At 37.6% G+C, this 26,025-nt stretch carries 32 protein-coding genes; 13 read left to right on the top strand and 19 right to left on the bottom strand.

What is annotated here, in order from left to right; all coding sequences use genetic code 11:
• Positions 1-81: 81 nt before the first annotated feature.
• Positions 82-1,188 (bottom strand): DNA topoisomerase IB, encoded by a 1,107-nt coding sequence (locus DBR39_RS12940; RefSeq protein ID WP_124533704.1) that lies wholly within the window; start codon positions 1,186-1,188, stop codon positions 82-84.
• 204 nt (positions 1,189-1,392) lie between these two features.
• On the bottom strand, positions 1,393-1,830 hold the full coding sequence (locus tag DBR39_RS12930; protein ID WP_124533702.1) for a DUF6526 family protein: 438 nt from the start codon (positions 1,828-1,830) through the stop codon (positions 1,393-1,395).
• 174 nt (positions 1,831-2,004) lie between these two features.
• On the opposite strand from DBR39_RS12930, the gene DBR39_RS12925 reads away from it, so the two are divergent.
• The 5 genes from DBR39_RS12925 (at position 2,005) to DBR39_RS12905 (ending at position 7,894) form a co-directional block, all read left to right on the top strand.
• Complete coding sequence (locus DBR39_RS12925; RefSeq protein WP_124533700.1) at positions 2,005-3,111, top strand: serine hydrolase domain-containing protein; 1,107 nt, start codon at positions 2,005-2,007, stop codon at positions 3,109-3,111.
• Between the two features lie 218 nt (positions 3,112-3,329).
• Positions 3,330-5,099: an aminopeptidase P family protein gene (locus DBR39_RS12920; RefSeq protein WP_124533698.1), complete on the top strand. Its 1,770-nt coding sequence runs from the start codon at positions 3,330-3,332 to the stop codon at positions 5,097-5,099.
• 578 nt (positions 5,100-5,677) lie between these two features.
• Positions 5,678-6,244 (top strand): Crp/Fnr family transcriptional regulator, encoded by a 567-nt coding sequence (locus tag DBR39_RS12915; protein ID WP_124534702.1) that lies wholly within the window; start codon positions 5,678-5,680, stop codon positions 6,242-6,244.
• 52 nt (positions 6,245-6,296) lie between these two features.
• Positions 6,297-7,319, top strand: a complete 1,023-nt coding sequence (locus DBR39_RS12910) for a saccharopine dehydrogenase (RefSeq protein ID WP_124533696.1) — start codon at positions 6,297-6,299, stop codon at positions 7,317-7,319.
• Positions 7,316-7,894 (top strand): NAD(P)H-dependent oxidoreductase, encoded by a 579-nt coding sequence (locus DBR39_RS12905; RefSeq protein ID WP_124533695.1) that lies wholly within the window; start codon positions 7,316-7,318, stop codon positions 7,892-7,894. Before DBR39_RS12910 ends, DBR39_RS12905 begins: the two co-directional genes overlap by 4 nt.
• Positions 7,895-8,011: 117 nt before the next feature.
• Here DBR39_RS12905 and DBR39_RS12900 read toward each other — a convergent pair whose 3' ends face one another.
• The 3 genes from DBR39_RS12900 to DBR39_RS12890 all read right to left on the bottom strand — a co-directional run bounded on the left by DBR39_RS12900 (position 8,012) and on the right by DBR39_RS12890 (position 10,532).
• On the bottom strand, positions 8,012-8,734 hold the full coding sequence (locus DBR39_RS12900; RefSeq protein WP_124533693.1) for an FAD-binding oxidoreductase: 723 nt from the start codon (positions 8,732-8,734) through the stop codon (positions 8,012-8,014).
• 89 nt (positions 8,735-8,823) lie between these two features.
• Positions 8,824-9,690, bottom strand: a complete 867-nt coding sequence (locus DBR39_RS12895) for a helix-turn-helix domain-containing protein (protein WP_124533691.1) — start codon at positions 9,688-9,690, stop codon at positions 8,824-8,826.
• A 206-nt stretch (positions 9,691-9,896) separates the two neighbouring features.
• Positions 9,897-10,532 (bottom strand): LysE family translocator, encoded by a 636-nt coding sequence (locus DBR39_RS12890; protein ID WP_124533689.1) that lies wholly within the window; start codon positions 10,530-10,532, stop codon positions 9,897-9,899.
• Between the two features lie 205 nt (positions 10,533-10,737).
• Here DBR39_RS12890 and DBR39_RS12885 point away from each other — a divergent pair, with 205 nt between their 5' ends.
• From DBR39_RS12885 to DBR39_RS12870, 4 genes are read left to right on the top strand one after another with little or no spacing between them, the layout of a single operon-like run.
• Positions 10,738-11,451 carry a hypothetical protein gene (locus tag DBR39_RS12885; protein WP_124533687.1) on the top strand — a complete coding sequence of 238 codons (714 nt, stop codon included), beginning with the start codon at positions 10,738-10,740 and terminating at the stop codon, positions 11,449-11,451.
• Positions 11,438-12,082 carry a hypothetical protein gene (locus tag DBR39_RS12880; RefSeq protein ID WP_124533685.1) on the top strand — a complete coding sequence of 215 codons (645 nt, stop codon included), beginning with the start codon at positions 11,438-11,440 and terminating at the stop codon, positions 12,080-12,082. Before DBR39_RS12885 ends, DBR39_RS12880 begins: the two co-directional genes overlap by 14 nt.
• Entirely contained in the window at positions 12,052-12,801 is a 750-nt protein-coding gene (locus DBR39_RS12875) for a sensor histidine kinase (RefSeq protein WP_124533683.1), read from the top strand. Before DBR39_RS12880 ends, DBR39_RS12875 begins: the two co-directional genes overlap by 31 nt.
• A 9-nt stretch (positions 12,802-12,810) precedes the next feature.
• Positions 12,811-13,491: a response regulator transcription factor gene (locus DBR39_RS12870; protein ID WP_124533681.1), complete on the top strand. Its 681-nt coding sequence runs from the start codon at positions 12,811-12,813 to the stop codon at positions 13,489-13,491.
• 68 nt (positions 13,492-13,559) lie between these two features.
• Here DBR39_RS12870 and DBR39_RS12865 read toward each other — a convergent pair whose 3' ends face one another.
• From DBR39_RS12865 to DBR39_RS12815, 11 genes are all read right to left on the bottom strand, one after another.
• Positions 13,560-13,823 (bottom strand): RebB family R body protein, encoded by a 264-nt coding sequence (locus tag DBR39_RS12865; RefSeq protein ID WP_047378387.1) that lies wholly within the window; start codon positions 13,821-13,823, stop codon positions 13,560-13,562.
• Between the two features lie 84 nt (positions 13,824-13,907).
• Complete coding sequence (locus DBR39_RS12860) at positions 13,908-14,165, bottom strand: RebB family R body protein (RefSeq protein WP_103232200.1); 258 nt, start codon at positions 14,163-14,165, stop codon at positions 13,908-13,910.
• Positions 14,166-14,249: 84 nt separating this feature from the next.
• Positions 14,250-14,507, bottom strand: a complete 258-nt coding sequence (locus tag DBR39_RS12855; RefSeq protein ID WP_047378385.1) for a RebB family R body protein — start codon at positions 14,505-14,507, stop codon at positions 14,250-14,252.
• A gap of 81 nt (positions 14,508-14,588) precedes the next feature.
• Positions 14,589-14,846: a RebB family R body protein gene (locus DBR39_RS12850; protein ID WP_410494258.1), complete on the bottom strand. Its 258-nt coding sequence runs from the start codon at positions 14,844-14,846 to the stop codon at positions 14,589-14,591.
• An 82-nt stretch (positions 14,847-14,928) separates the two neighbouring features.
• Complete coding sequence (locus tag DBR39_RS12845; protein ID WP_047378383.1) at positions 14,929-15,186, bottom strand: RebB family R body protein; 258 nt, start codon at positions 15,184-15,186, stop codon at positions 14,929-14,931.
• A gap of 464 nt (positions 15,187-15,650) precedes the next feature.
• Complete coding sequence (locus DBR39_RS12840) at positions 15,651-15,878, bottom strand: RebB family R body protein (RefSeq protein ID WP_124533677.1); 228 nt, start codon at positions 15,876-15,878, stop codon at positions 15,651-15,653.
• Between the two features lie 20 nt (positions 15,879-15,898).
• Entirely contained in the window at positions 15,899-16,282 is a 384-nt protein-coding gene (locus DBR39_RS12835) for a hypothetical protein (RefSeq protein WP_124533675.1), read from the bottom strand.
• Between the two features lie 42 nt (positions 16,283-16,324).
• Entirely contained in the window at positions 16,325-17,155 is an 831-nt protein-coding gene (locus tag DBR39_RS12830; RefSeq protein WP_124533674.1) for a hypothetical protein, read from the bottom strand.
• Positions 17,152-17,340 carry a hypothetical protein gene (locus DBR39_RS12825; RefSeq protein ID WP_124533672.1) on the bottom strand — a complete coding sequence of 63 codons (189 nt, stop codon included), beginning with the start codon at positions 17,338-17,340 and terminating at the stop codon, positions 17,152-17,154. Before DBR39_RS12825 ends, DBR39_RS12830 begins: the two co-directional genes overlap by 4 nt.
• A 38-nt stretch (positions 17,341-17,378) precedes the next feature.
• Entirely contained in the window at positions 17,379-17,894 is a 516-nt protein-coding gene (locus DBR39_RS12820) for a hypothetical protein (protein WP_124533670.1), read from the bottom strand.
• A gap of 17 nt (positions 17,895-17,911) precedes the next feature.
• A complete protein-coding gene (locus DBR39_RS12815) occupies positions 17,912-18,127 on the bottom strand; it encodes a RebB family R body protein (protein WP_047433885.1) in 216 nt (71 codons plus the stop codon).
• A 423-nt stretch (positions 18,128-18,550) separates the two neighbouring features.
• On the opposite strand from DBR39_RS12815, the gene DBR39_RS12810 reads away from it, so the two are divergent.
• From DBR39_RS12810 to DBR39_RS12800, 3 genes are all read left to right on the top strand, one after another.
• The gene (locus DBR39_RS12810; RefSeq protein WP_124533668.1) at positions 18,551-20,041 is read left to right on the top strand and encodes a hypothetical protein; all 1,491 of its coding nucleotides are present in this window, start codon (positions 18,551-18,553) and stop codon (positions 20,039-20,041) included.
• A 117-nt stretch (positions 20,042-20,158) separates the two neighbouring features.
• Positions 20,159-20,737, top strand: coding sequence for a helix-turn-helix domain-containing protein (locus DBR39_RS12805; RefSeq protein WP_124533666.1), 579 nt, complete (start codon positions 20,159-20,161; stop codon positions 20,735-20,737).
• 87 nt (positions 20,738-20,824) lie between these two features.
• A complete protein-coding gene (locus tag DBR39_RS12800; protein WP_124533664.1) occupies positions 20,825-22,312 on the top strand; it encodes a serine hydrolase in 1,488 nt (495 codons plus the stop codon).
• 97 nt (positions 22,313-22,409) lie between these two features.
• On the opposite strand, the gene DBR39_RS12795 is transcribed toward DBR39_RS12800, so the two are convergent.
• Complete coding sequence (locus DBR39_RS12795; protein ID WP_124533663.1) at positions 22,410-22,955, bottom strand: hypothetical protein; 546 nt, start codon at positions 22,953-22,955, stop codon at positions 22,410-22,412.
• A gap of 110 nt (positions 22,956-23,065) precedes the next feature.
• Between DBR39_RS12795 and DBR39_RS12790 the strand changes: the two genes are divergently transcribed.
• Positions 23,066-23,506, top strand: a complete 441-nt coding sequence (locus DBR39_RS12790) for a hypothetical protein (protein ID WP_124533661.1) — start codon at positions 23,066-23,068, stop codon at positions 23,504-23,506.
• A gap of 33 nt (positions 23,507-23,539) precedes the next feature.
• Here the strand turns inward: DBR39_RS12790 and DBR39_RS12785 are convergent, their stop codons facing one another.
• Together DBR39_RS12785 and DBR39_RS12780 are read right to left on the bottom strand one after the other, a co-directional pair.
• Complete coding sequence (locus DBR39_RS12785) at positions 23,540-25,105, bottom strand: ABC transporter permease/substrate-binding protein (RefSeq protein ID WP_124533659.1); 1,566 nt, start codon at positions 25,103-25,105, stop codon at positions 23,540-23,542.
• Positions 25,102-26,022 (bottom strand): ABC transporter ATP-binding protein, encoded by a 921-nt coding sequence (locus tag DBR39_RS12780; RefSeq protein ID WP_124533657.1) that lies wholly within the window; start codon positions 26,020-26,022, stop codon positions 25,102-25,104. Before DBR39_RS12780 ends, DBR39_RS12785 begins: the two co-directional genes overlap by 4 nt.
• Between the last annotated feature and the right edge of the window lie 3 nt (positions 26,023-26,025).

Raw genomic sequence — 26,025 nt, 5'->3', positions numbered from 1 at the left:
GGCGGGATGTCAGATGCTGGAAGTAATGAGGTGCAAATATTTGTCAATAGAACGAATTAAAACTTCCATTCTTCCATCTTCCTACATTCTCTCGTTTTCCAGAATTTTCAGAACCAGTTTTTCCTCTCGGGTCAGATCAGTTTTCCCGTCATTCTTTTCAATGACTTCAAGTTCATCAAGATATTTTTTGATGGTATTGTTTTCGTAAAGATTGATGACTAAAGGGTGAACGTAGTATTTTCTGCATACCGCTGTTGTGTTTCCCAAATGCTCAGCAACAATATCAAGCGCTTCTTTTACCTTCTTTTTATATTGGGTGTCATTTTCTGCATACCCTATTTCCTTAAAAGCAATCAGAGCGCTTACCGTTCCCGACCAGGTTCTGAAATCCTTAGCAGTAAAATCTTCACCACTAAGCTCCTTAATATAATCATTCACCATCCCGGAATCTATAGAGTGGAGATTTCCTTCATCATCAAAATACTGGAAAAGTTCTTTCCCCGGAATATCTTTACACTTCTGAACGAGCCTTGACAGTCTTTTACTCCGAAGATCAATACGATGCATAATCCCCTTTTTCCCTTTAAAAGAAAAAGTGATTTTCTGTCCATTCACCTTCACATGTTTGCCTTTTAAAGTCGTCAGGCCAAAAGAACCGTATAGTTTTTCATAAATGGCATTGCCGATACGGATGTTGGTTCTCTGCATAAGGCTTACAATTAAAGCCAGAATTTTCCGCTTCTCAAAATTTCGCACAGCAAGATCCTGTTCTACTTGCAGCCGGATGTCCGGTAATGCATATCCGAACTGAAGCATTCTGTAAAATTTCGTGTGATTTCTTAAAGCGTTCCAAAGAGGATGGTAACGGTATTGTTTCCTTTGCTTGGCATCAAAACCTGTTGCCTGCAGGTGTCCGTTTTCCAGGGCACAGATCCATACATTTTCCCAGGCAGGCGGAATCACCAGCTTGTTGATTCTTGTAATTTCCTCCTTATTACTTATTTTTTTTCCTTCTTTATAATAGGAATATTTTTTTCCTGTTTTCTTACGGATAATCCCGGTGGTTTCCGCATCGGTGGTATATACAAGATGTACCGCCTTTGCAGAAGCTTCCGGATCCTTCATGATTTTAACAATTTTTGAAGGCTTCAGGTGAGAAATGATCTCCAGATCTGTATTCTTCTCCATAAAGCATGGTTAGGAGTTTTTACCCCTCGAAAATATCAGTAAAAGAATCACTACTATCGCACAGACTAGGATGATTCCCCACCACATTCCTGCCTTAAAAATTGTTTCTACTGCCTCACAGCTTGTTAACATCAACAAGCATAATATCGTAATACTGTATAAGCTTAATTTTTTCATAGGTATATATTTGTTTGAGTGTGTTGGTTAAATTCTCAGCCGATCAGCTCTCCAGTTTTTAATAGACCTTTTAATTTCGTCTCCTGATATGTTTTCATGAAGAGCCCTGTATAAAAGCTCCTTGAATTCATCATCATAGGTAAATCTCAATGCAGCAATCTGATCGAATTTCAGTTTTTCAGCAACTTCATCAGATCTTTTATTGAAAATCTCGAAATAACGCTGTTTAAACTCCAGAATCACCATTCGGTTTTGAAGTCCCAGAGCATAATGCTGCCGTGTCATAAATGCCAGATAAAAAAGCAAAAAAATAACAATAGAAAACAGAATCCATATCAATTGATTTTCCGGGTCAGCCCAGATTTTATAAATTCCTACAATCTCCAATATGATGAGTAAAGGAAGGTAGACAAAATGATGTGGCGGATAAAATTTTCTGTGGTTATTGTAGTTTTGCTGTTTCATGAAGTAAAATGTAGCAATAATCTTTCCAAAAATTTATTATTTTGATAATGTGGTAGCTTTTTATACTGTAAAATGGTTTGTTTTATGAAATATGTTTGAGGTTTTAATGTTTTAAAAGATGCGTTTTTTTGATTTATAAACCGAAATGTTTTTAACTTTCGGAAAACTATTTCAATGAAAAATATCTTATTTATTATAAGTATGTTGTTCTTTACCATAGCTCTCTTTTCCGGGCAAAATCATAAAAAAGAAGTTCTGGAGTATCTTGCAAAAGAAATGAAAAAGGAAAAGATTCCCGGACTTCAGATTGCTGTTGTTAAGGATGGCAAAATCTTACTTTCAGAACCCTTGGGGACAGCCAATGTAGAGTTTTCAGCTCCTGTTACACATAATACAATATTTTCTATCAATTCTATTGCTAAAATATTTACCGCTGTTGCTATTATGCAATTGGTAGAAAAGAACGATCTTGAAATTGAAAAACCCATTTCTGTTTATTTGGATCATATACCAGAAAACTGGGGGAGAATTACCACCAGGCAATTACTGAGCCATACTTCAGGTTTACCGGATATTGAATCAGAAAACGGAGACGGTTTGATTAGTGACAAAGGACAGGATTCTGCATGGGTGAAAGTTCAGACTTTACCACTATTGTCTGATCCTGGAGAGAAATTTAATTATAATGCTACTAATTATCTTGTCTTACAGAAGATCATTGAAAAAATAGGAAAAATTCCTTTTGAAGAGTGGATCGAAAATGGTCAATTTAAAATCGCCAAAATGAATAATACAAAATATGGAAACTCCTATGATGTAATGAAAAATAAAGCTCCCACTTATAGTTTTTATAGGTTAGATAGAGCAACAGGAAAACATCTCAAAGGAAATGAACTCAGAGAATTGTATGAGGATTTTCCTACAAGTTTCAGAACAGATGCAGGAGTTTTTACGAGTGCTGGTGATATTGCACAATGGATCATAGCATTACAGGGTGGTAAATTTTTGAAGCATCAGGAAAATATCAGAAAAATGTGGATACCCGTGCCATTAAATAACGGAATTTATGAAGGTTTTGGAGGATTATTAAATGCTTATGCATTGGGCTGGCCGGTTATCAGGAGAGACGTTCATTTTGCCGTTTCAGCTCTTGGAGGAGGACGTGCTTCCGTAAATATTTATCCTGATGATAATTTGGCAGTGATTCTGCTGACCAATCTGACCGGAGTTGAAACCTATACTATAGGTGATACTATCTCAAAAATGTTTTTTAAAAACTAAAGCTTGCCATTTAAAATAAGAATATACTATAAAAATTTTGGTAAAATTTATAGCTGCATAATTGAGGTTGTTTAAAATAAAACATAAAAAAACAAATTACGGTTTCGTTGTAAAAGGATTCCTTTAAAAAAGATCAGATTATTAAGGAAAATAGGGAATATATTTAATCTGCCGACATCAAATTTTTCGTAACTTTCGGTGTTTAAAAAAGAAAAAGAATGACTTCAAAGGAAAAAGTTGCTGCGCTTCGTGAAGAAATGCAGAAAAATAATGTTGATGCATTTATAGTATATTCTGCAGACCCGCATATGAGCGAATATCTTCCTGAACAATGGCAGGAGAGAGCTTGGTTATCAGGGTTCTTAGGATCTGCCGGTTTTGCGGTAGTTACCAAAGACAAAGCTGGACTTTGGACAGACGGAAGATACTTTACACAAGCAGCTATTGAGCTGGATGGTTCAGGAATCGACCTTTTCAAGGACGGTATGGAAGGTACTCCTAATTATATCGACTGGATCATTTCAGAAATCCCTGCCGGTGGTAAAGTGGCGGTAAATGCTTTGGCTGCTTCTAATGCCAACTGGGAACTGCTTACTCAAAAATTTAATTCAAAAAATATTACTCTGGTAGATTCTCCGCTTTTAACAGAAGTTTGGAAAGAAAGAGGAACTCCATCTGCCAACCTGATCTTTGTACATCCGGTAGAAAGAGCTGGTAAATCGGTATCTGATAAACTTTCTGCCATCCGTCAGAAAATGGAAGAGCAGGAAGCTACTGTACACATTATATCAAGTCTGGATGATGTAGCATGGACATTGAACCTGAGAGGAAGCGATGTAGAAAGCAATCCTGTATTTTTAGGATATATTGTAATTACTAAAAACGATGCGGTTCTATTCACGGGATTAGAAAAAATGGAAGTAGGGGCAAGAAAACAAATGGATGACTCCTTTGTAAAAATGATGCCTTACGAAGAATTCTACAATTTCCTGAAGACATTCAAGAACAAAAAAGTATTGGTTTCTCCCAATACCAATCAACAGATTTTTGCAACATTACAAGCCGAAAACCAGTTTATCAAAGCTGCGGTTCCCGGTAATCTGATGAAAGCCCAGAAAAATGAGGCTGAGCTGGAAGGTTTCAGAACCGTAATGGTAAGAGACGGGGTTGCGATGGTGAAATTCCTTTATTGGTTAACGCACAATGCAGGAAAAGAAACTATGAATGAATATTCTATCGGACAGAAACTGAAAGGTTTCCGTGCAGAAGGAGAAAACTTTGTAGGAGAAAGTTTCGGTTCCATCATAGGATATAAAGATAACGGTGCCATCATGCACTATTCTGCCAAGAAAGAAGGGAGCAAAGAAGTGACCAATGAGGCTACTATTCTTGTAGATTCAGGAGGTCAGTATCTTGAAGGAACTACAGATATTACAAGAACTTTTGCATTAGGAACGCCTTCTGAAGAGTTTAAAAGAAATTCAACATTGGTATTACAGGGATTAATCCGTCTATCGATGGTGAAATTTCCGAAAGGAACAAAAGGAGTGCACCTTGATGCCATTGCAAGACTTCCGTTATGGATGGAAGGAAAAGATTTCAACCACGGGACAGGGCATGGAGTAGGAAGCTTCATGAATGTACATGAAGGGCCGCAGAATATCAGAAAAGATCTGAATCCTCAGGATCTTCTACCAGGAATGGTTTGTTCAAATGAACCCGGGTATTATCTTGAAGGGCACTATGGAATCCGTCATGAAAACCTGATCGCAGTAAAAGAAGCCGAAAAAACAATTCACGGAACATTCTATGAATTTGAAACGCTTACATTCTGCCCGTTCTTTAAAGATACAGTGGCAAAAGAAATTCTTTCAGAAAGTGAAATTGCATGGTTGAATGGTTACCATAAGACCTGTGAGGAAAAACTTGGTCCTTACCTGGAAGGAGAAGTTAAAGAATGGTTCTTACAACTGGTAAGCCCTCTTTAATAAAGTGAATCAGGGTGAAAGTGAATGACAATCATAACTTTAAACCTTGAACTTTAAACAATAAACAGAATATTGTTAGATAAACTAAAGTCCTGTAAGGTATGTCCTGCAGGGCTTTTTTGTTTACACAACCGTATTTTTACGGATAAAAGTTTAGGGATTACCCTGATTGATAAAAACCGGGACTGACCTATCTTTGTTACAACAAAACATCATTCATATCTTCATAAATAACTCAAGTAAATTCAAAACGGTAGATCATCTCGTCCTGAGATGATTTTTTTTGTTGTTAATTGAAGTTTACCAATATGCTCCTGCATAAAAAGAGGTTGTCTCAAAAGTGTCATTCTGACGAATGAAGAATCTCATTAATAACGAGAAGTATGAGATTCTTCACTACATTTCATTTCTTTCAGAATGACAAAAGCCAAATTATTTGACTTTTGAGACAACCTCCGCCTTTGCCCTCTTTACATTAAGACTCTGCAAAAATTAAAACTTTGCGTTTATAAAGCATATTGCCTCCATCTTTTTATCTATTTTCGTAGTTCATTATAATCCCTTTACTTTTAAGAATGATGGTACATGATTATTTTCGAAGCTTTAATCTGTTTTCAGATGATGAAATTGAAGAGTTTTTGCAGCTTTTCGAAATCAGGAAAGTACATAAAAATGATTATTTCATACAGGAAGGCGAGCGATGTCGGGAAGTGGGGTTTATAAAATCCGGAATTTTCAGGTCTTTTTACATTTCTGATGATGGGAAAGATATGACCTATTGTTTCAGATTTCCCAATACGATGATTGCTGCCTACTCATCATTTATTTCAGGATGTCTCAGTAAAGAAAATATGCAGGCCATCAATGACGCAGAGCTGCTGATCCTGAAAAAAGAAAAGATGGATACCCTTGTTCAGGATAATCTGAACTGGACCAAATTTCTGAAAATCATTGCTGAACAGGAATATCTTGAGCTTGAAAATAGATTTTTTCAGCTTCAAAGAGACACAGCCACCCAACGATATACTGCGCTTATTAAAAACTATCCCGACTATATCCAGAAAATCCCACTGCAGTATTTATCCTCTTACCTCGGAATTACACAGCGGCATTTGAGCCGGATCAGGAAGGAGATTACTTTTTAGACATTTGTCCTGTTGATTGGAATAGGAGCGCTCTACTTTTGTCAAAAAAATTATGGAGCAAAATATTCTGATTATTGGAGGAAACGGATTGGTAGGTAAAACGATTGCTAGAATATTGCATTCAAGAAATCCTCATATCACTGTTTTTATTGGGGGAAGAAAAGGAGGCAAAACAGATAAAGACCTGAAGATTGATGTTACAGATCCCTCTTCGTTTAAAGCCATTTCTGATAAAAAAATAAACCTCATCATTCTTTCTGTGAATGATAAAGAAGATCACGTTCTTCGTTTCGCTATCGATCACAAAATAGATTATCTTGATATTACAAAACCTACCCCGGCTTTGGTAAAAGCGTATCATATTGCCGGAAAAGCAGATGTAAACAGCAGGATTGTATTCAGCTCCGGCTGGATGGGCGGGATTGTCCCTGGATTGGTGAATGTCCTTTCGGATTCCGGGGATATTAATGAAGTAAAGCTCTTTGTATATTATTCGGTGAAAGATCTGGCAGGAGAGAGTTCTGCTCACTTTATGGCAGAAAATGTAGCGGTTCCTTTTGTGCATTATAAGAATGATAAACCAGTTTCTATCAGACATTTTTTAGATACAGAAGATTTCCATTTTTCCTTTGGAATAGGAAAGAGAAATGCCTATAATTTTGACGTTCCCGATCTGTATATTCTCAACAAAGTAGAACGAATTTCCGATGTAAGTGTGAAAATGACCTATAATTCAAAATTCATTACCTGGCTGCTTGGGGCATTTCAATATGTAAGAATCTATAATATTTTATCTTTAAAGGAGAGAAAAATGATTTTTGGATCGAGCGGAAATGGGGATCAGGCGGTCTTTGAAATTGTAGTCGACAATCAGTCCGGACAAAAGAAACTGAGCTTGCAGAGTGTAAAAGGCCAGGCAGAACTGACTGCTTTATCTGCGGTTCTGCACGCGGAAGAACTCTTTAGAAACCCTCATGAAAATAAGGTGTATTTCAGTCATCAGCTGCATGAGCCCTCATCATTACTGGCGCAGCTTCATGCTTATGATTCTATTAATATCAGTGTAACACAATGAAAAAAATAGCAATTATCAACGGGCATCCCAACAGAGATTCTTTCAACTTTGGAGTTGCAAAAGCGTACAGAGCAGGAGCCCTGGAAACAGGAGCAGAAGTAAAAGAAATTGTCATAAAGGATTTAAATTTCAATCCTAATCTGAAGTTTGGATACCAGAAAAGAATGGAACTTGAACCAGATTTATTAAAAGCATGGGAAATCATTCAGTGGGCAGATCACCTGGTTTGGATACATCCTGTCTGGTGGGGCGGATTTCCTGCGGTGATGAAAGGATTTATAGACCGTCTTTTTTTACCGGGAATGGCTTATAAATACAGGGAAAATTCTGTGTGGTGGGATAAACTTTTAAAAGGTAAAACAGCACATATTCTTACCACATTAGATCAGCCGGGATGGTATTATCGTTTGTTTTTTGGCAGACCCAGTGTGAATCAGCTTAAGAAATCGATACTTGAATACTGCGGTGTAAAACCTGTGAAAGTAACTTATATTGGAATCATCAGAAATTCTAAAGAAGAGCAGCGTGATCACTGGCTGAAAAAAGTGAAGGCATTAGGTAAGAAACAGAAATAATCCAAAAGAAATTCTTTTCAAAAAATATATAATGAAAACGGTATCCGGCAATAATTTTCTTTTCTATTGTCGGATAACGTTTCATTATTTGAAGAGGAAAGTTGATATTTTCACTTTTTACAACCCCTTCTTCCCTTCAATCCAATACGCCTGAGATTTTATGCATCGGGCAGAAACTCCTTTGGCTTTGAGAAATTTTCTGATGAGAGACATCCTTTCTCCGTTTCCGGTGAGGTAAAAAATGACTTCATCATCATAGATGGTCTCTTTTTCCTCCCGCAGAAAATCGTTGAGAGCTTCTATCATTTTCATCGTATTATTTTTAGGACAATGATAACCATACAGATTCAGTTTTTCCAAAGCAGAAGTTTCTTCCAGCTCGTGAAGGCATATAAATAATGAACCATATTCTTCCACAGCTTCTTTGATGGAAAGAGAACTTCCCAATGAAGTTTCATCCCCTACAGAAAAATGAATTTTGGCGTTGGGAATGAAGAATTGTTTTCCTCTTGGCATTAAAAGTTTTATAGAATCTCCGGCAGATAGATTGGTTATAAAATGACTCCCCGCTGCATGAGCATCATGAAGATGAAATAAGACATCGAAAGTCCCCATTTCTCTGTTGAAGTTGAATGGAGAATAATTACGGAAATCCCTGTCATTGATTCTTATTCCTATTGCATAAGCAGGCTCATAAGGGACGTCCTGTAAATCTGTTTCAAAGCGTATCAGGCGAAGGTCGTCTGTGATTTTTTCTATATGGTTAACGGTACAGTCTTTAAATTTTGAGGACCAAACATTTTCTACAGTGTCATTGATCCATTTTGGTAGGCTTGGCATAAATTATTTTTATTGCAAAGGACGTTGCAAAATCAGAAAATACCGATAGCTGTTTCGGGGAATTGATTGGACTATTCGTGGTTGGGGTGTTATTTTTTATTTTCATCACGAAATGCCGACGGAGATTGATCTTCCAGTTTGGAAAACAAACGGCTGAAGTAGGTGTGGTCACTATATCCCAGCTCGTAGGCAACTTCTTTTATGCTCAGATCCGTAAAAACCAATAGTCTCTTAGCTTCGATTAAAATTTCCTGATGAATCCAGTGCTGCGCAGGTTTTCCTGTTGCTTCGCGGACTGTTTCCGTTAAATATCCCCTTGTAATATTTAAAATTTCAGCATACTCTGATGGACTTTTCAAGGTTTTGAATTCTTTTCGTACCAAATTCCTGAATGCTCTTGATACCTGTAAAGCACGGCTTTCGTTGGAAGCCTGAGTAATATTCTTTTGGGAATACACTAGTGCAAACATTCCCAGAAATGCATTAAGCAAAGATTGAGTTACCAGAAATCCTTCTTTAGAGGAAAGCATTTCATGAGTATAGGAGTCATGAAGTAAACCGGCTGCAGTATTTATTTTTTTGATAAGACCTTTGTCAATGGAGAGAGGTTGTATTTCCACCATCGATTCCTGGAAAAAAGACCGTACCACATCGGGTACAAGTTCTGCTTTAACGGCTACGAACCATCCGTAAACCTCCTTCATCAATAATCCCTGATGTACCTGACCCGGCAATACACAGAAAATGGTAGGACCCTTTTTTTCAATGATTTTAAAATCTACCATCATTTTCACATGTCCGCTTTCCATACAGGTAAAAATGTAATGACTGTCTCTGTGTATTCCTTTGTCTAAAAGAATGTCCTCAGCATCCTGGGTATTTTTATCCATTCTTCTGACATGGAATCTATGGTGGGAAATACCACTCAAATCATAAGTTGGAATTGTATGTTTCATCTTTAAGTACTATAAAAGAAGGCACCGAAAATATAATCTATGCTCTGATTAGAAGAAATACTTAATGGTAAAATTACGTATTTTCACGGTTTTACATTCGCCATATTACCCTCAAATTTGCCGGACATATCATAACGGCCCCCTTAGATTACGTTTTATATGAATATACTTCAGAATTCGGAACAGAATGAAACCTGTTCCGGATTCTATTTTGCTTTTGAAAATGCCATTTTTATCGCTAAGTAGGTAAGTATGCTGGCCATAAACCATTTCTGTACCTTTATCCAGACCGGATTATTGGAAAAGAATAAAGCCACTCTTGCAGCAGTTAATACAATAATAAAATTGATGCTGAAGCTGATCAAAACCTGAATCACCCCCAATTCCAGGCTTTGCGTGAACACAGAACCATACTCAGGTTTGACGAACTGAGGAAAAAATGACAGGTAAAATACCGCCACTTTTGGATTTAATACATTCGTTAAAAAACCAATAGTGAAAAGCTTTTTGGGACTGTCATGAGCAACATTCTTATCAACATCAAAGATATTCCTGCTCTTGGGTTTTATAGCCTGATAAGCAAGGTATAAAAGATAGACAGTTCCCAGTGTTTTAAGAACAGTATAAGCCAATGGTACAGCCAGCAAAACAGCGGTCAGACCAAAGGAAACCATGATGATGTGGAATAAAAATCCGCATACGACTCCGGCTAACGAGATAAACCCAGACTTTTTCCCTTGTGTGATGGATTTTGAAATCAGATAAATCATATTAGGACCGGGACTGATGACTAAAATGAGTGCAGCCAGAATGAAAAATAGAAGCTCGTGGAATGGAATCATGACAGTATTTATTTAATTGAGAAGGTTTCCGGTGCAAAGATACGGGGTGTTCCTGGTTTAATTTTATCAGAAACAGAAGAAAAATTCATTTTTATTCAATTAAAATTCATTTTCCACTTGAATGTGATTTAAAAATAAATATCAGTCTGTTTTTTTTGTAAATTTCAACACATAAAATAATTATCATTCACAAATAAATATTATCATGACTACTGAAAACATCTTTGAAGCTATCAGAAAATGGAAAAATCTTATTGATTCTTACAAAAACGGAATTGATATGAATGGAGCAGAAATTTTGAATTATTTGAATCAGGGAACCCACTTCAGCGTTTCAGGTGAAGAAATTGAACAATGGAAAAAAAATCTTCAAACCGCAGAACCGAAAATGATTCATGCCTATGTAGGGATTCATGATGGGCAGCTGAAATTTTTCCTGATTGATTCTAAAAGTGATAAAGATGCCAACTTCAGTACCATCCTTATCAAAGATTTTTTACGTGATTTTAGTGAATCAAAAATAGAAAGCAGCAATGATATTGTGGTTGAAGTTCCTCCAATTACCGCAGAATCCGCCATTAACCGAAACTTCAGATGGAATATGTTTGGTACTTCGTGGCTGCAGTCTCAGAAAACAGAAGATATCTTTCAGTTGATTTCCATACCGTTTTCAGATTATGAAAATATGGGGATTACAGGAGGGCAGACGTGTACCAGTTTCTTTGGACTTACAGATGATCTGGAAAAAAAGGATCCGGATTTCCCATATCATATCGAAATTATTACAGTGAAAAGTCTGGCGATTAATCATATGAGCGAAACTGCAGAAAATTATTCTACTCCAAGACCTCCTTTTACCATTATTGATACTCTTAATGATTATCAACTTCTGAAGCAAAGCACCAGTGTTTTCGTATAACAGTTTATCCCTGTATTTACAGATTATTATTAATCTCGTTTTATGTACAGGGCTGATTATATTGGTAAAAGAAGGGATAAAATCAAAACTTCCTGTGATTGTGCTTCTTTCAGGAGAATTCATGCTGGAACTGTCTGATTTGGCCGGACGGCTGATGAAATTAAATACATTCAATATCTACAATTATACATTGAGCCAGTTTTTTGGTTTGATGATTCTTACGGTGATCTATGGCAATTACTATATCCAGCTTTCCCGTGAGGTAAAATGGATGATCTATTGTTACGCCATATTAACCCTGATTACGAATGTGCTGTATGTGCAAAATGATATGCAGGTTACCTTTTATTCCAATATTATCACCAGTATTATTATTTGTAGCTATGCAGCCTCTTATTTTATGAAAATAATCAGGGAAGGCAGAGCAGATAGAGACATGTTTGTTGTAAACATCATTGTTTTCCTGTTTTTTTCTATTGAATGCCTCATATCCACTACTTTTAATTTTTTAATCAGCAACCACCTGAATTGGGTAGCCCCTATCTGGCTTTTCAGAGGCACCCTGCTATTGTCTTTTTATATTTCTTTTATTAATCTGGGATGTGGCGTTGGGAAAATCAGGATCAGATAGTTGTATGGATATGGATCGGTATTGGACTATTTTCTTTAACAACGGTATTCATTACGTTATTGGTGATCAGTTATTTAAAAAACATCAGGAAAAACAAACAGAAAGTCTCCCGGATAGTTCGAAATACAAAAAATGAACATTGGGAGAATATGCTGCTTTTACAGGAACAGGACAGGGAACGCCTGGCAGGAGAACTTCATGATAATATCATCTCACAGTTGAATCTCATCCGTCTGAATCTTAATGATAAAAATCCCGAAGAGCTTAATCGTGATTTAAAAAAATCGATGCAGCTGATACGGGAGCTGTCTCATAATCTTACACCCCCTGATCTTGAAGAGATTGAGCTGGCGGATTTAATAGCAGATTATCTTGAACAGGTTAATAAAAATATAGAGGTAATTTTCCGGCATATCACCATACAAATACCCATCAGCAGCCCTGTAAAACTGAATCTTTTCAGAATCGTACAGGAACTGATCACCAATATCCTGAAACATGCTGAAGCGACCAAAGTAGACGTATCCTTAAGAATATCTCTCAACTATCTGATGCTAACCATAGAAGATAACGGCCGCGGTTTTATCGTAGAAGCTCACTCTGGAGGCATTGGTCTGAGGAATATTCAGTCAAGAGCACAAAAAATTAAAGCCATTTATAAACTTAAAACCCAGCCTGAAAAAGGCACCAAATTCATTGCCTGTATGGCAATACAATAAAAAATAAACATGGAACACTCAAAAATTAAAATCGGAATTGTAGATGATGATCTGCTGTTTGTACAGCTTTTGAAAAATTATATCGAAAATAGTGGTGACTATCAGGTTGTCCTGACTTCTACAGGCGGACATCAGTTTCTCACAGAGCAGGGTTCTGTGGCCTTAGATATTCTGATTCTGGATCTGAGAATGACGAATGGTGACGGCCTTGAGGTAATGGCCGAACTCGGTAAAAAAGAAACAGAAATAAAAATCATTGTTCTTTCCAGCTTCTACCGCCGTTCATTCATGGGGCAAATGCTGAAAATGGGAGCCCATGCTTTTTTGCCTAAAGAAATTGAACTGGAGGAGCTCCTGGCGGTCATCAAAACCGTTCATCATACCGGACATTATTTTTCCAACGATCAGATTGATGTCATGAGAACCCAGCTTTCCAATAAACTTCCGGAATTTCATGCTTTCTCCAGAAATGAGCTCACCGAAAGAGAAATAGATGTTTTACGACTGGTTTGCCAGCAGTTGAGTACTAAGGAAATTGCAGATTCTCTTTTTATCTCACCCAAAACGGTAGAAACGCATAAGACCAATCTTATGATCAAGACGGGAGTGAAAAATATGGCGGGACTTGTTATTTATGCCGTGCAAAACAAGGTGATAGATCCCAACGAAATTGTATTATTTGATAAGTAGTTTCTACCTAAAAAAGAATCAGGGAGCACATGACTGTACTCCCTGATAACAAGAAATCTAAAAATACACTATAATTTAGGATTCAATACTTTAGCAATAGAAACTGCATCTGCTACAGTGTCCAGGCTATAGATCTGCAGAATACCCTGAGTAGTCGCTGCCTGACCTAAAATGTTTTGTTGGTTTTGTGCATTCACTGCATTTTCAAACATGATTCCTGTAGAATGTGCAGCAGATTGATATACGTTACTTAAAGCCATTGCAGGAGATTCTGCTACTACTTTTACGTTCGACTGCGTTACTGCGTCTGTGATTTGTTCGTTTACTGGCATAATGATTATTGTTTATTGGGTTAAAGGTTAACCGGATTTTCCGGTGGTTTGGATAATAGTTTTAAAGAGGTCCGCAAAAGTGGATTACGGATTAAGAATTTTAGCCATAGAAACAGCATCTGCAATGGTATCCAGACTGTAGATCTGTGCGATACCCTGTGTAGTAGCTGCCTGAGTGACAACATTCTGTTGGTTTTGTGCGCTCACCGCATTTTCAAACATGATTCCTGTGGAATGGGCTGCTGTCTGATATACGTTGCTTAAAGCTACTGCAGGAGATTCTGCAACTACCTTTACGTTCGACTGTGTTACTGCGTCTGTGATTTGTTCGTTTACTGGCATAATGATTATTTTTTATTGGGGTTAAAAAACAACCGGAAAATCCGGTTGTTCGGAAAATGGAATTCAGCTGTTCGCAAAAATGGATTATGGATTAAGGATTTTGGCCATAGAAACAGCATCAGCAATGGTATCCAGACTGTAGATCTGAGTGATCCCCTGTGTAGTAGCTGCCTGGGAGACAATATTCTGTTGGTTTTGTGTATTCACTGCATTTTCAAACATGATTCCTGTAGAATGTGCAGCAGATTGATACACGTTAGCTAAAGCCATTGCAGGAGATTCTGCTACTACTTTTACGTTTGATTGTGTTACTGCGTCTGTGATTTTTTCGTTTACTGGCATAATGATTATTGTTTATTTGGGTTAAAATAACCGGTTGTTCCGGCTCTAAAATGGGTTGTATTCTGCGGTATGCAAAATGGATTAAGGTTTAAGAATTTTAGCAATTGAGATGGCATCCGCTATGGTATCTTTACTGTAGATTTGAGAGATTCCTTGCGTAGTGGCTGCTTGTGTAACGATGTTGTGCTGATTTTGGTTGTTCATCGCATTTTCAAACATGATTCCTGTAGAATGTGCAGCAGATTGATACACGTTAGCTAAAGCCATTGCAGGCGATTCTGCTACTACTTTTACGTTCGACTGCGTTACTGCATCTGTGATTTGTTCGTTAACTGGCATAATGATTATTGTTTATTTAGGTTAAAAAACGACCGGATTTTCCGGCTGAGAGAATTACTTTTTTCTCAAAAAAGGGTAAAAACTACGGCTTAAGAATCTTAGCGATAGAAACCGCATCTGCTACCGTATCCAGGCTGTAGATCTGCAGAATACCTTGAGTAGTTGCTGCCTGACCCAGAATGTTCTGCTGGTTTTGTGCATTTACTGCATTTTCAAACATAATTCCTGTAGAATGTGCAGCAGATTGGTACACGTTGGCTAGAGCCATTGCAGGAGATTCTCCTACTACTTTCACATTAGATTGCGTTACTGCGTCTGTGATTTGTTCATTAACTGGCATAATTGTAATTGTTTTTTTTGAGATCTGATCTCGGTTAATAATTATTGAGGTAAACTAGTTTTATGTTCTATCTTTTAAACTCACCACAGATCCTCCAGATGAATAGATTTCAAAGGCATTGGTATTGACAGGTTATGAATAAATTAGACTTGAAGGGTGGCTCTGAATACAATGGTTGAAACCCTATCTGTAAAATCTGCGCGAGTTTAAAGCATATTTTTTTTGGATAAAAGGATGCGGTTTCTATTTTAATATATGTCTTAAAAATAAATTCCTGCTGCAGGTATGCCGGCAATGTCGGATTCCTTTGGGCTAAATATGGATTCTGAATAATTGCTTTTGTACATTGACGGCATCTGAAAAACGGTGCAAAATAAATGTTGACCTGATTGTATTATATGGAGGGCACCAGCTTTCATCTTTGCAGGGAAATAAACCGCATCCGTAGTTTTTAGAGACTTAGATTAAAAACGTTCTTTTTTAAATGTCCCGAGCTGCTTGAGTTTTATATTTTTTGGACTCATCTTTTTTACGCCCATGACATAATTGGTGATCCCGGTCATGGCGTTCCGTTGTTGATTCAACGCAGAATTGATCTGCATCTGTCCGGTAGAATGGGCGCTTACCTGTGTGGAAATAGCCTGAGGTACAGCAGTAGACATTCCTGTAATGATTACGTTAATTTCGTCCATATGTATTGATTTTGATGTTTTTAAGGTCGGATATTGCCAAATCGGGCATTCAGTTTATTCATTCGGTCCATGATTTTGAGTTCCTTCTCTTTTACCTTTGCTGATGATGCTTCCTGAAGCTTTTTCAGCTGCTCTTCATAGTTCATCACAGGGGTTTCAGGAGGAGCTTGTGTGGCAATCTGAGTCTGAGCAGATTCCTGCTGTTTTACGGCTTCTTCCAGCTTTTCCAGGAGAGGAGCAAGTGACTTCATGGTCTCTTTGACAGCTTTATCTCTGATATAGCTGATAATTTCATCCTCATGTCTTAACACAAAAGGCATGATTTCTTTTTCTACCATTTCAGGTTCCGTTACGGGTACCGGAGTTTGGGGAACGGGAGCTTTCTTGCGGATTCTTCTGCGCATAAGTACTGTTTTTTATAATGTTTGAAAAAGTAAACGTTTACTTTACAGCAGATAATTAATAAATGCAGCTGCAGCCTTCCAGTCGTGGTTGATATCTTTTACTACATTATAACCTGTTATCTCCAAAGCAATACACGCTGAAATAGCAGTGGCTGACAACATTTCTTTTAACTGGTTGGGAGGAAGGGTAAGGATATAATCATCCGGAATCACAGGAAGCCTGCCGTTGTTTGGAGGGTTTTCATTCACTACAATACTCAGGATTTCCTGGAAATAATGGGCAATCAGCTTAGAAGCCTGGAATTCCAGCTCTCTTTTTAATTCAATTATTTCTTCCTGACTTACCAATTCGGAAATGGCAGCTACATCCACATCATGTACAGAATACTGAGCTTCTCCCGTATCAGATGGGGTGATCGTGATATCTGTTTTAAGAATCCATTTTGCCTTTTCAAGATTAATGGTCAAAAGTTTTGAATCAAGATCTGAAACTGCAATTTCATTTAAGGTTGTAAAAGGTAAAATTCTCACATTACAATAAAAAGCTTTCGGATCATCCAGCTTGACCATGATGACGGCAATTCCCGTTGATCTATCTATAGGTTCCACCACAAAAGACTGGAAATGATTGTATCTTTTATTTCCTCTGTTGATGCAGTTCACCAGTCTTATGGCAGGCTGAATATTAATGTTTGAGGTCTGAAGATTAAATACAGCTCGCTCTGCATTGTGTTCCGTCTTTTTGACATCAGCACTTTTTGTGTCAAAATAAGAAATATCACTGCTTCGGGTCAGATAAAGTCGTTCATTTAAATCATTTAGATTTTCTAGATTTAAAATTTTGGCGGGTTTGGTTGTTGAAGAATAATTCATCTTTTATTTATTTTAATTTTTTCAATGAGTTGGGCTATTATTGTTTTTTTCTTTGGGTGTACTTCAGGCTCTGCTGAAGGAATTACTGCTTCTTTAATCTCTGGTTTTACGAGTGGCTGTGTCAGTTTTACTGACTTTAATACTAGTTTCCCCCCATGATCAGCCGTGATAAAGCTTTTTCTCATATTTTCCTTTTCTGATGAGACTTCTTCCGGAACCGGATCTACTCGTTTTTTTTTTTAGGATCTTCAGTCTCAGGGATTACTTCCGTATAGGATGGGGGAGAAGGAAGAGCTTCTGAGACCGGAAGCGCGTTGACATTATAAATAGTATTGGAAATCTTAGCTTTTACTTCAGCATATTCACTCACCATTTTGAATAAGTCTTTCATCATTTCATTGCCTTTTCCTGCATCCTGACTCTGAAGGTTTTCAGCCATCTGAACAGAAGTTTCTTTACTTCCCGGAGCCGGCCCGAAAGTCGTTCCATACGTCAGTAGATTATTGGCCAGTCTACTTAATGCAATAAGACCTACCTGCTCAAATCCTTTTAAAAAAGACTGTAAATCCTGAACCATCATTCCTGTAGACTGTTCTATCATTACTTTCGTTACTCCGGTCATTGGGGAAGCCTTAGGGGGAGCCAGTACCTCACTGTTCACAAATACTACAGCTTTCTCCGCCGGAGTGGTAGCATTGGCTGCCTGGGATTGTTGGGTTTCACTGTTGTTTTCACTCATGATGATAAGGTTTTAGATTATCCTTTTAAAATTTTAATGGCATCTGCAACAATCGCAGGGTTGAGCTGGTTCAAGTTCTGCTGATTCGTTACAGAATTCTGAATGGAAATTCCACTGGCATGTGTGGCCATCTGGTAAAGCATACTCATAGCCTGTGCGGGAGACTCACCAAGCACGGTAACATTGGTCTGCGTTACTGCATCTGTAGTCTGGGTGTTTACTGTATCTGCCATATTCTGGTTTTAATGGGTTACTATTGTTTTTATTTTCAAGCCTCTTTTTTCAAAGACTTTTCTTTCAACTCAACCTTCCTATTATTTTTGATTAAGTCTTCACTGTGAGATTGTTGATCTCTTTTGTCTGATACAAATTTCATCAAACTGAATAAATCTTTATTAAGGGAAAAAACTGAATTTTAAAAAATAAGGGAATTCTCCTATGAGTGAAATTTTAGATAACCGTCGTGTCAGTAAATAACAGAATCGGAAAATAAAGCAGCATATATAAGTGTATGTCATCATCAGTAATGCATGATACACAAATACATTGTCTGCCCATAAGGGGAAACCCTGAATTTCTAAAAATGGGTAGATCCCCTCTATTTTGTCGGGAGCTTTACCTTGAAATTTGTTCCCTAACGTATTATAATAAACGATATGATAAGAAATAGAAAAAAAGACAAAGCACCTGTGTCCAATACAGATGCTGCTGCTCGCAGACCAGCACCAAGACCTGAACGCCAACGTGGCCCCAAACCTGAATTTAAACCTAAAGTGCTTATCCAGCCTGGATATGCCACAGGGGATATGTTTGGAATTGCCGCGGCTTTAATTGGTGATGAGGAGCTTCATGTTGTAATTTCAAAAGGCGACGGCACGGTCACAGACCATACGGATAAAGCAGATTCTATAAAAAGATTCTATAGAGATTCCGGGATAGGTGAGGACAGAATACATGTTGTAGAAGTAAAACAGTTAAGGGGAGATAAAGCCGGTAAGAAAAAATTAGAAGATGAAGCACGTAAATATCAGCGAAAGGGATATATTAAAGGGGTGAACTATGGGACAGATTATATTGCCAGAAAATACTCGCCGGCCTTACGGATTAAGCTAAAAGAAAGATGGAAGGTCAATATCAATACCTATGAAGATGACGCTATAAAAAGATGGCTGGAACAAAAAGGAATCCCTACCATTGGAACCAACTTACTTATTTTATGGTCCCGTTTTAGTGGGAAAGGAGGAGATATTCATATAGAACACGATACAAGCTATACAGGGATCAGGCAGATTATTTATAGAGTAGCGGAGATGTATGATGCAATCATTATTACCGGAGATAAAGGCTATGTGAAAGAGAGAGGATCTAAGTTTGATGATATTGTCAATGAGGTTAAAAGTCATATTCACCCTTCTAAAGTATTCAATATCACCGAATTTTGGGATGAAAAAACAGAATCTTTATTAGCATGGGGAGGCAATACCCGTTTTGGGCAGTTTAAGCTGTATGAGTATTTTGAGAGACATTTTACCCATGTAAAGCATCTGGGCTTTAGAAGCGGCAACCTGGAAGTAATGGCGATGTTAGGATACACGGTAAGGTACATGGAGGAAGAGGGTAGTGAGAGCGGAGGCAGAATGCTTACCTGGAAGAAGGGAGATGGAGGCAAGACTCAAAAAGGAGGAGATGCCACCGGATATGAACGTTTGTTGCTGAGTGAACCTCCAACACGATCAGGTAAATTTCTTCAGGAAAAGATAAAAGAAATCAATCAAAGAATTGAGAGCGAATTAGATGAAGAGATTAACAAAATAATAATGACCTCAGGAGCCAAAACAGAAACACAGATAAAAGACCTGAAGGAACAGCTTAAACCTAATATAGAATCAAAATTCAGAAGAGAAAAAAGAGATTATATAGGGGCACATTTTGCTCCGCGTAAAAAAGATGGAACACCCCCAACTCCCATACCAAAAGAAGAAAAAAACAGATTTTATGAAGGGTTTAATAACAAAGATATGGAGCTTATTCTCTCATTTTTACGGCCCGAACGTTGGGTCGACAAAGAAATTACGTACAACCCCATAATCCCACCAAAAAGGAAAGTTTATGAAAGACTATTGGAGAGTTCTGAAAAGACTTATTAAAATAAACATACTTATACTCCAAAGAGACAGCATTTTGTATCCGTACAGAATGCTGTTTTATTGTATTACTATTAAAAAATGTAAATTAGCTGACGAAAATTAATTGGAAGGCATACTATGTCCAAGCTAAAAGCCATAAGAGAACAGAACAATCTGACCCAGGAAGAACTATCAGAAAAATCAAAGATTTCTGTGAGAACCATCCAAAGGATAGAAGCTGGGACAGAACCGAAAGGGTATACCCTCAAAACTCTTGCGCAGGCTTTGGAAATACAAGAATCTGCATTGCTGCAGGACATCCCTCAGGAAATTCCAGAAACAGATGAGGTGGAAATAAAAGTAGAAGAAGAGCCAATTCCAATTCCGGTTAACTATTCTTATATTAAAATCATTAACCTGTCATCATTATTATTTACCCTTTTACCCCCTCTGAATATTTTTGTTCCATTGCTGCTGATGTTTACCATGAAACAACGAAATAGTCTCGTAAGACAAATCATTTCGGTTCAGATAATATGGACGATAATGGCACCTATTGTATTCATGCTCGGGATCTTTTTAAAGCCGGGACCAAAGCTTACATTAGTGCTTATGATCATCATTATCCTGTCCAATATATTTGTTATTCTTCGTAATGCTGCAGAAATAGACCGTTATAAAAAATTATATTACAAGTTGAATTTCAATATGATATAGTTCATGTCACGGCTTTGTCGGGTTTTTGTCGGGTTCATTTTTATTTAAAAAATGAAATGAAATTGAATCTTTGTCAAAAAAATAATAATGACAAAAACGGCACAGTTTATCCTTCCTTTTTTTATGCTGCTCTTTAGTACAATTCATGCACAGACAGAAAAAACAGATCCTCTTTATAGAACAATTATGTCGAAAGACAGTCTGCTTTTTTCAGTAGGCTACAATACTTGCAACATCAGGCAGATGGAAAGTATGCTAAGCAGCAGATTTGAATTTTATCATGATAAAGGTGGTTTTGAGGATAAAGAGAAATTCATCATTGATTTTAAAAACGGATTGTGTAAATCTCCGGAAACCTATCAGCTCAAGAGAGTCTTGGTTGCGAAAAGCACTGAGATTTATCCCATGTATAAAGATGGGAAGATCTATGCTGCCATTCAGAATGGAGATCATCTGTTTTATGAAAAGGCAGGAAATCAAGCTGACAAATTAGTAGGGGAAGCAAAGTTCACGCATCTGTGGGTGTTGGAAAATGCTGAGTGGAAACTTAAGAATTCATTGAGCTTTAATCACCACCCAAAGCAAACTACGGATAGTGAAACCATGTTTGATAACGACCAGTCGATGCAAAGCTGGTTGAAAGAAAATAATATTCCTACCTTGGGATTAGGAATTATTGAAGGAGGAAAATTACAGAAAGTAAAAGTTTTTGGAGAATATAAAAAAGGAGTTTCAGCTCCCCGAAATGCCTATTTTAATGTCGCATCGCTCACCAAACCTGTTACAGCAATGGTTGCCTTACGTCTTGTAAGTTCAGGACAGTGGAAGTTGGATGAACCTTTAGATGCCTACTGGACAGATCCTGATATCATCAACGATCCGAGACACAAGAAATTGACAACGAGGATTGTCCTGAGCCATCAGACCGGTTTTCCCAACTGGAGATGGATGAATGCTGATAAAAAACTGAACTTTCAGTTTGATCCCGGTACAAAATATCAATATTCAGGAGAAGGATTTGAATACCTTCGGAAAGCTCTCGAAAAGAAATTTGGAAAGCCATTGGAACAGCTTGCCAAAGAGCTTATCTTTCAGCCCCTCAAAATGACTGACACCAACTATATTTGGGATCAGAATATGGATGAGTCAAGATTTGTGACAGGATATAATGAAAAGGGAAATCCTTATCCAATAGAAAAAATTAAAACAGCTAATGCTGCTGATGATCTGCATACCACGATAGAAGATTACGGAAATTTTATGGCCAGTGTAATGAAGGGGGGAAACCTGAAACCTGAAATATTCCGGGATATGATCAAAAAGCAGGTGAAAATCAAAGAAAATAAGTATTTCGGATTAGGTCTTGAAATCTATGACCTTGGAAATGGGGAATATGCTTTATCTCATGGCGGAGCTGATCAGGGTACAAGATGTATTGCCATTGTATTACCCAATTCAGGAAAAGGGATCGTGATATTTACCAATGTAGATGACGGCTACAAAGTATATGAAAAACTGGTTCTTCATTATCTGGGAGAGCCGGGAAAGAAAATAGTTGATATTGAACAGAAATAAGGATCTAAAGAGATAATTCTGAGAAATATTTTTTAAAAGTAAAATCCCCGTTCTTATTACTTGTAAGAACAGGGATTTTTTTATTGATTTTTAAAATCTATTTTACTTTTTCCAGCAGATAGAGCTTAGCCCCGGAAAATGCCAGCTTAGGCATCAGATTTCCTTCCAGAATCATCGTTTTACTGTTGGCGTCAACCACCGAAATATAATTATTAGAATTGTATTCTATATAATTCTCCTTTTCCTTAGTGGCAGGATTTTTTCCAAACTCTAAAGAATATTTCACCCAGTCTTCTTTCTCAGAACTGCAGTGCACCGGTTTGAATTTAGACTTTTTAGCTTTGAAAATAATCTGATCAAAACCTTCTGCACATTCTGAAGTAAATGAACCATCAGGATTCTGATCCTTTGAGAAATCCTCAAAAGAACCACGATAAACTCCTACCACTTTCCAGGTGCCATCCAGACGGTCTTCATCAATTTTCCCTTTCGCCTTGCTTACTGCCCAGCTGATTCCGTTTACAGTACCTTTTACAGCTTTGTAACTCAGATTTACCGCTCCTGAGACTACCTTAGTCGCCGTTCTTACTACACAGGAACTGAGAACAAGTACAGCTGAAACCAGCAAAAGTGTTTTTTTCATATTTTCGAATTTTGTACGAAGATAATGTTTATTTTAAACAGATAATTGATCTCCTATAAACGGATTGGAACTATTTAAAATATAAAATTAACTTTGCTAAAAGAATAAAAATGCCTTTTGACCGATCCATATTAACAGAAAAATTAAAGGAAAGAGCTTCTGATTTTTTTATTTCTAAGCGTGAAATCGCAGAAGTGATTTTCAATAGAGATGAAATTGTTCTTACCCTTATTAAGATACAGAAAATGGATATTCCGGATTTTACATCATTTATCATTGCTGCCATGGGTGCTTCCGGTTCTGATGAATGGGAAATGCAAAATTCAGAGATCCTGCTGACAGATCAGGAAAAGATGCTTCAGAAGATTGCAGATTTTCAGCATTCCTGGAAACTTAATTTAGCAATAGAAACCTACATTGAAGGAGAAATTCAATATGTTTATGAAATGAAGATTGATCCTGAGAAACCTCGGCATGATAGTGAGATCAGCTTCGTTATTGAAACCGATCGTTCTTTTATTTATTTTTTCACCCATCATTTTTATTATTAAAGAAATTCCTCAATAATTGGGAAATCCTTTATTTTACTTTCCGTCAAAATATTTCCTAAGATCAGAGATACTTTTGATGTGGAGATCTTCAGCCTGCTTTCTTCGCATCATCAATGCATAAGCATTATTAAATCCTAAAGGCTGCAGCCATTGAATTCCATATTGCTTTTCAAACTCTGAATTCACATACCGGTAGGTTTTGTCAGGACTTTGGGAAACATTTCTGATCACCTCTTTCGTAGGTTGTAAAAGCACCAGAAGCCCGGTTCCTGTATATTCAGGATAAAAATCAATGGCGTCATTTGTTAAGGCATCAAAACATATTTTGGTTCCTCCCAAGCCTGTTTTTGTTTCTACTTTATAGTCTGTATAGCCTTCAATAAGCATTTTATACATTTCTGCGAGAATATATTGTTCCCCAAAGATCTTTGAACCAATCCGAACCGTCCCCGAATTTCCCTTTCGTGGACTTTTATACAGATTATTTCTGATTAAAAAATCCTTCGCAATCTTTTCCGGGGTCTGATTGAGATGATCAGACCTGTAATTCAAATCGGTCATGATAGAATCATTGAACTTTCCAGCCAATAGATTTAAGGTCTTTTCCAGTTCCGGAAATTTTTTCAGTGTTTTGGTTTTAATAATAGGAGCCGCAAAATAGGGCGGGAATATCTTCTTATCATCATTCAATACATACAGATCAAAAGCTTTGATTCTGCCGTCTGTAGAATATCCGCTGATCAGATCAAGTTCCTTTTCATAGGCCGCTTTATACATAATGGCATCACTTACCACAAGCGGATGTACGTTGAGTCCATATACAGAACGCAATCCAAGGTCGCCATCCTGCCTTCCCATAAACTCCGGGGTAAAACCAGCCTTGATCGTACGGTTTGAGACAGAAGTCAGTAGATAACCTATTCCTAGAATAATAAAGAGGATGGGAAGTATATATTTCAGTTTTTGAAAGAATTGATATCCCGATTTTTGTATCATGGCAATTGTTTGATCCAATACAACAGCAAGTAATGCTGCCGGAATGGCTCCTGCCAAAATCATATTGGTATTGTTAAGCGAAATACCTCCGAAGATAAACTCTCCCAAACCGCCTGCTGCAACAAAAGAAGCCAAAGTAGCAACTCCCACATTAATAACCGCTGCGGTTCTTATTCCGGCAACAATGACAGGCATTGCCAAAGGAAGTTTTACCTTAAAAAGAAGCTGGCTCCTGTTCATTCCCATTGCTTTGGCTGCCTCAATAACTGCCGGATCTACACCTGTAATTCCGGTATAGGTATTTCGGATGATAGGAAGAAGTGCATAGATCAGCAAAGCTGCAATCGCTGGTTTTGGACCAATACCAAAAACGGGAATCATAAATCCCAGTAATGCGATACTCGGAATGGTTTGTAAAATCCCAGCAATACCCAGTACCGGACTGGAAAGTTTCTTTTTTCTGGCAATCAGGATTCCTAAAGGGACTCCAACAATAATAGCCAGAAGCAGAGACAAAAAAGTAAGCCCAAGGTGTTGAATAACCTGGGTGATCAGCTTTTCCTGCTGTTCAGCAATAAATTCCCAAAGACTCTGCTGCGTCATACAATCTGTGATTTTCTATAATGATTAAACGCTCTGATCAGCTCTTCATACACCTCAGCATTTTGATGACCGGAGCTTAACTGCTGTAAAACATCCCATACGCTTATATTATTGATACTTTCTAGTTCATGATATGATTTTTCAGGACTAAGGAAGGGACTGATATGTTGTAAAGTCGCTACTTTATATTCTAATAAAAGCCGGTTTTCAGCAAAGAAATCACGGACAAAATGGTTGGAAGGATGGTAAAGAATTTCTTTGGGAGTGCCGGTCTGTACAATTTTTCCCTGATCCATAAGGCATATCCGATGTCCCAGATCAAATGCCTCCTGTACATCATGGGTAACCAATACAATCGTTTTGTTTTTAAGATCCTCCAGTGATTTAAATTCTGAATGAATATCAGCCTTGGTAATAGTATCCAAAGCCCCGAAAGGTTCGTCCATCAGTAAAACCGGGCTGTCTGCAATCAAAGCTCTTGCAATACCTACCCGTTGCTGCTGTCCGCCGCTTAACTCGTGGGGGAATCGGGAAAGGACCTCTTCAGAAAGATGAAGTTTAGCCAACAGCTCATGAGTTTTTCTTTCCGTTTTCTTTTTGTCCCATTTCATCAGCTCCGGAACTACCGCAATATTCTGTTGAATGGTATAATGAGGAAATAAACCGGAATGCTGCATTACAAAGCCAATTCCCATCCGCAGTTCCTCGGCTTTCTGATCACGGATATTCTTACCATCAATGAAAATATTCCCCGCATCTGCTTCTATGAGACGGTTGATCATCTTAAGGGTGGTTGTTTTCCCGCATCCGCTGGTTCCCAAAAGAACAAGGATCTCCTGATCAGATGCCTGAAAAGAAATATGATCTACTGCCTTTTTTCCATTAAAACTCTTAGATATTGATTCTACTTTGATCATCGG

The organism is Chryseobacterium sp. KBW03, assembly GCF_003852415.1.
In the GTDB taxonomy this organism is placed as follows: Bacteria; Bacteroidota; Bacteroidia; order Flavobacteriales; family Weeksellaceae; genus Chryseobacterium; species Chryseobacterium viscerum.
The sequence above is the reverse complement of the archived record's forward strand: the minus strand, read 5'-3'. Positions and strand labels throughout refer to the sequence as shown.

Coding starts and splice junctions, on each gene's coding strand:
- DBR39_RS12850 (WP_410494258.1), bottom strand. CDS start 14,846: ATGCCAGTTAACGAACAAATCACAGATGCAGTAACGCAGTCGAACGTA.
- DBR39_RS12805 (WP_124533666.1), top strand. CDS start 20,159: ATGTCCAAGCTAAAAGCCATAAGAGAACAGAACAATCTGACCCAGGAA.
- DBR39_RS12865 (WP_047378387.1), bottom strand. CDS start 13,823: ATGCCAGTAAACGAACAAATCACAGACGCAGTAACGCAGTCGAACGTA.
- DBR39_RS12815 (WP_047433885.1), bottom strand. CDS start 18,127: ATGGCAGATACAGTAAACACCCAGACTACAGATGCAGTAACGCAGACC.
- DBR39_RS12855 (WP_047378385.1), bottom strand. CDS start 14,507: ATGCCAGTAAACGAAAAAATCACAGACGCAGTAACACAATCAAACGTA.
- DBR39_RS12800 (WP_124533664.1), top strand. CDS start 20,825: ATGACAAAAACGGCACAGTTTATCCTTCCTTTTTTTATGCTGCTCTTT.
- DBR39_RS12840 (WP_124533677.1), bottom strand. CDS start 15,878: ATGGACGAAATTAACGTAATCATTACAGGAATGTCTACTGCTGTACCT.
- DBR39_RS12930 (WP_124533702.1), bottom strand. CDS start 1,830: ATGAAACAGCAAAACTACAATAACCACAGAAAATTTTATCCGCCACAT.
- DBR39_RS12890 (WP_124533689.1), bottom strand. CDS start 10,532: ATGATTCCATTCCACGAGCTTCTATTTTTCATTCTGGCTGCACTCATT.
- DBR39_RS12795 (WP_124533663.1), bottom strand. CDS start 22,955: ATGAAAAAAACACTTTTGCTGGTTTCAGCTGTACTTGTTCTCAGTTCC.
- DBR39_RS12940 (WP_124533704.1), bottom strand. CDS start 1,188: ATGGAGAAGAATACAGATCTGGAGATCATTTCTCACCTGAAGCCTTCA.
- DBR39_RS12830 (WP_124533674.1), bottom strand. CDS start 17,155: ATGAATTATTCTTCAACAACCAAACCCGCCAAAATTTTAAATCTAGAA.
- DBR39_RS12915 (WP_124534702.1), top strand. CDS start 5,678: ATGGTACATGATTATTTTCGAAGCTTTAATCTGTTTTCAGATGATGAA.
- DBR39_RS12845 (WP_047378383.1), bottom strand. CDS start 15,186: ATGCCAGTTAATGAACAAATCACAGACGCAGTAACGCAATCTAATGTG.
- DBR39_RS12910 (WP_124533696.1), top strand. CDS start 6,297: ATGGAGCAAAATATTCTGATTATTGGAGGAAACGGATTGGTAGGTAAA.
- DBR39_RS12920 (WP_124533698.1), top strand. CDS start 3,330: ATGACTTCAAAGGAAAAAGTTGCTGCGCTTCGTGAAGAAATGCAGAAA.
- DBR39_RS12885 (WP_124533687.1), top strand. CDS start 10,738: ATGACTACTGAAAACATCTTTGAAGCTATCAGAAAATGGAAAAATCTT.
- DBR39_RS12870 (WP_124533681.1), top strand. CDS start 12,811: ATGGAACACTCAAAAATTAAAATCGGAATTGTAGATGATGATCTGCTG.
- DBR39_RS12925 (WP_124533700.1), top strand. CDS start 2,005: ATGAAAAATATCTTATTTATTATAAGTATGTTGTTCTTTACCATAGCT.
- DBR39_RS12810 (WP_124533668.1), top strand. CDS start 18,551: ATGATAAGAAATAGAAAAAAAGACAAAGCACCTGTGTCCAATACAGAT.
- DBR39_RS12835 (WP_124533675.1), bottom strand. CDS start 16,282: ATGCGCAGAAGAATCCGCAAGAAAGCTCCCGTTCCCCAAACTCCGGTA.
- DBR39_RS12785 (WP_124533659.1), bottom strand. CDS start 25,105: ATGACGCAGCAGAGTCTTTGGGAATTTATTGCTGAACAGCAGGAAAAG.
- DBR39_RS12895 (WP_124533691.1), bottom strand. CDS start 9,690: ATGAAACATACAATTCCAACTTATGATTTGAGTGGTATTTCCCACCAT.
- DBR39_RS12780 (WP_124533657.1), bottom strand. CDS start 26,022: ATGATCAAAGTAGAATCAATATCTAAGAGTTTTAATGGAAAAAAGGCA.
- DBR39_RS12825 (WP_124533672.1), bottom strand. CDS start 17,340: ATGAGAAAAAGCTTTATCACGGCTGATCATGGGGGGAAACTAGTATTA.
- DBR39_RS12875 (WP_124533683.1), top strand. CDS start 12,052: ATGTGGCGTTGGGAAAATCAGGATCAGATAGTTGTATGGATATGGATC.
- DBR39_RS12790 (WP_124533661.1), top strand. CDS start 23,066: ATGCCTTTTGACCGATCCATATTAACAGAAAAATTAAAGGAAAGAGCT.
- DBR39_RS12905 (WP_124533695.1), top strand. CDS start 7,316: ATGAAAAAAATAGCAATTATCAACGGGCATCCCAACAGAGATTCTTTC.
- DBR39_RS12820 (WP_124533670.1), bottom strand. CDS start 17,894: ATGAGTGAAAACAACAGTGAAACCCAACAATCCCAGGCAGCCAATGCT.
- DBR39_RS12900 (WP_124533693.1), bottom strand. CDS start 8,734: ATGCCAAGCCTACCAAAATGGATCAATGACACTGTAGAAAATGTTTGG.
- DBR39_RS12860 (WP_103232200.1), bottom strand. CDS start 14,165: ATGCCAGTAAACGAACAAATCACAGACGCAGTAACACAGTCGAACGTA.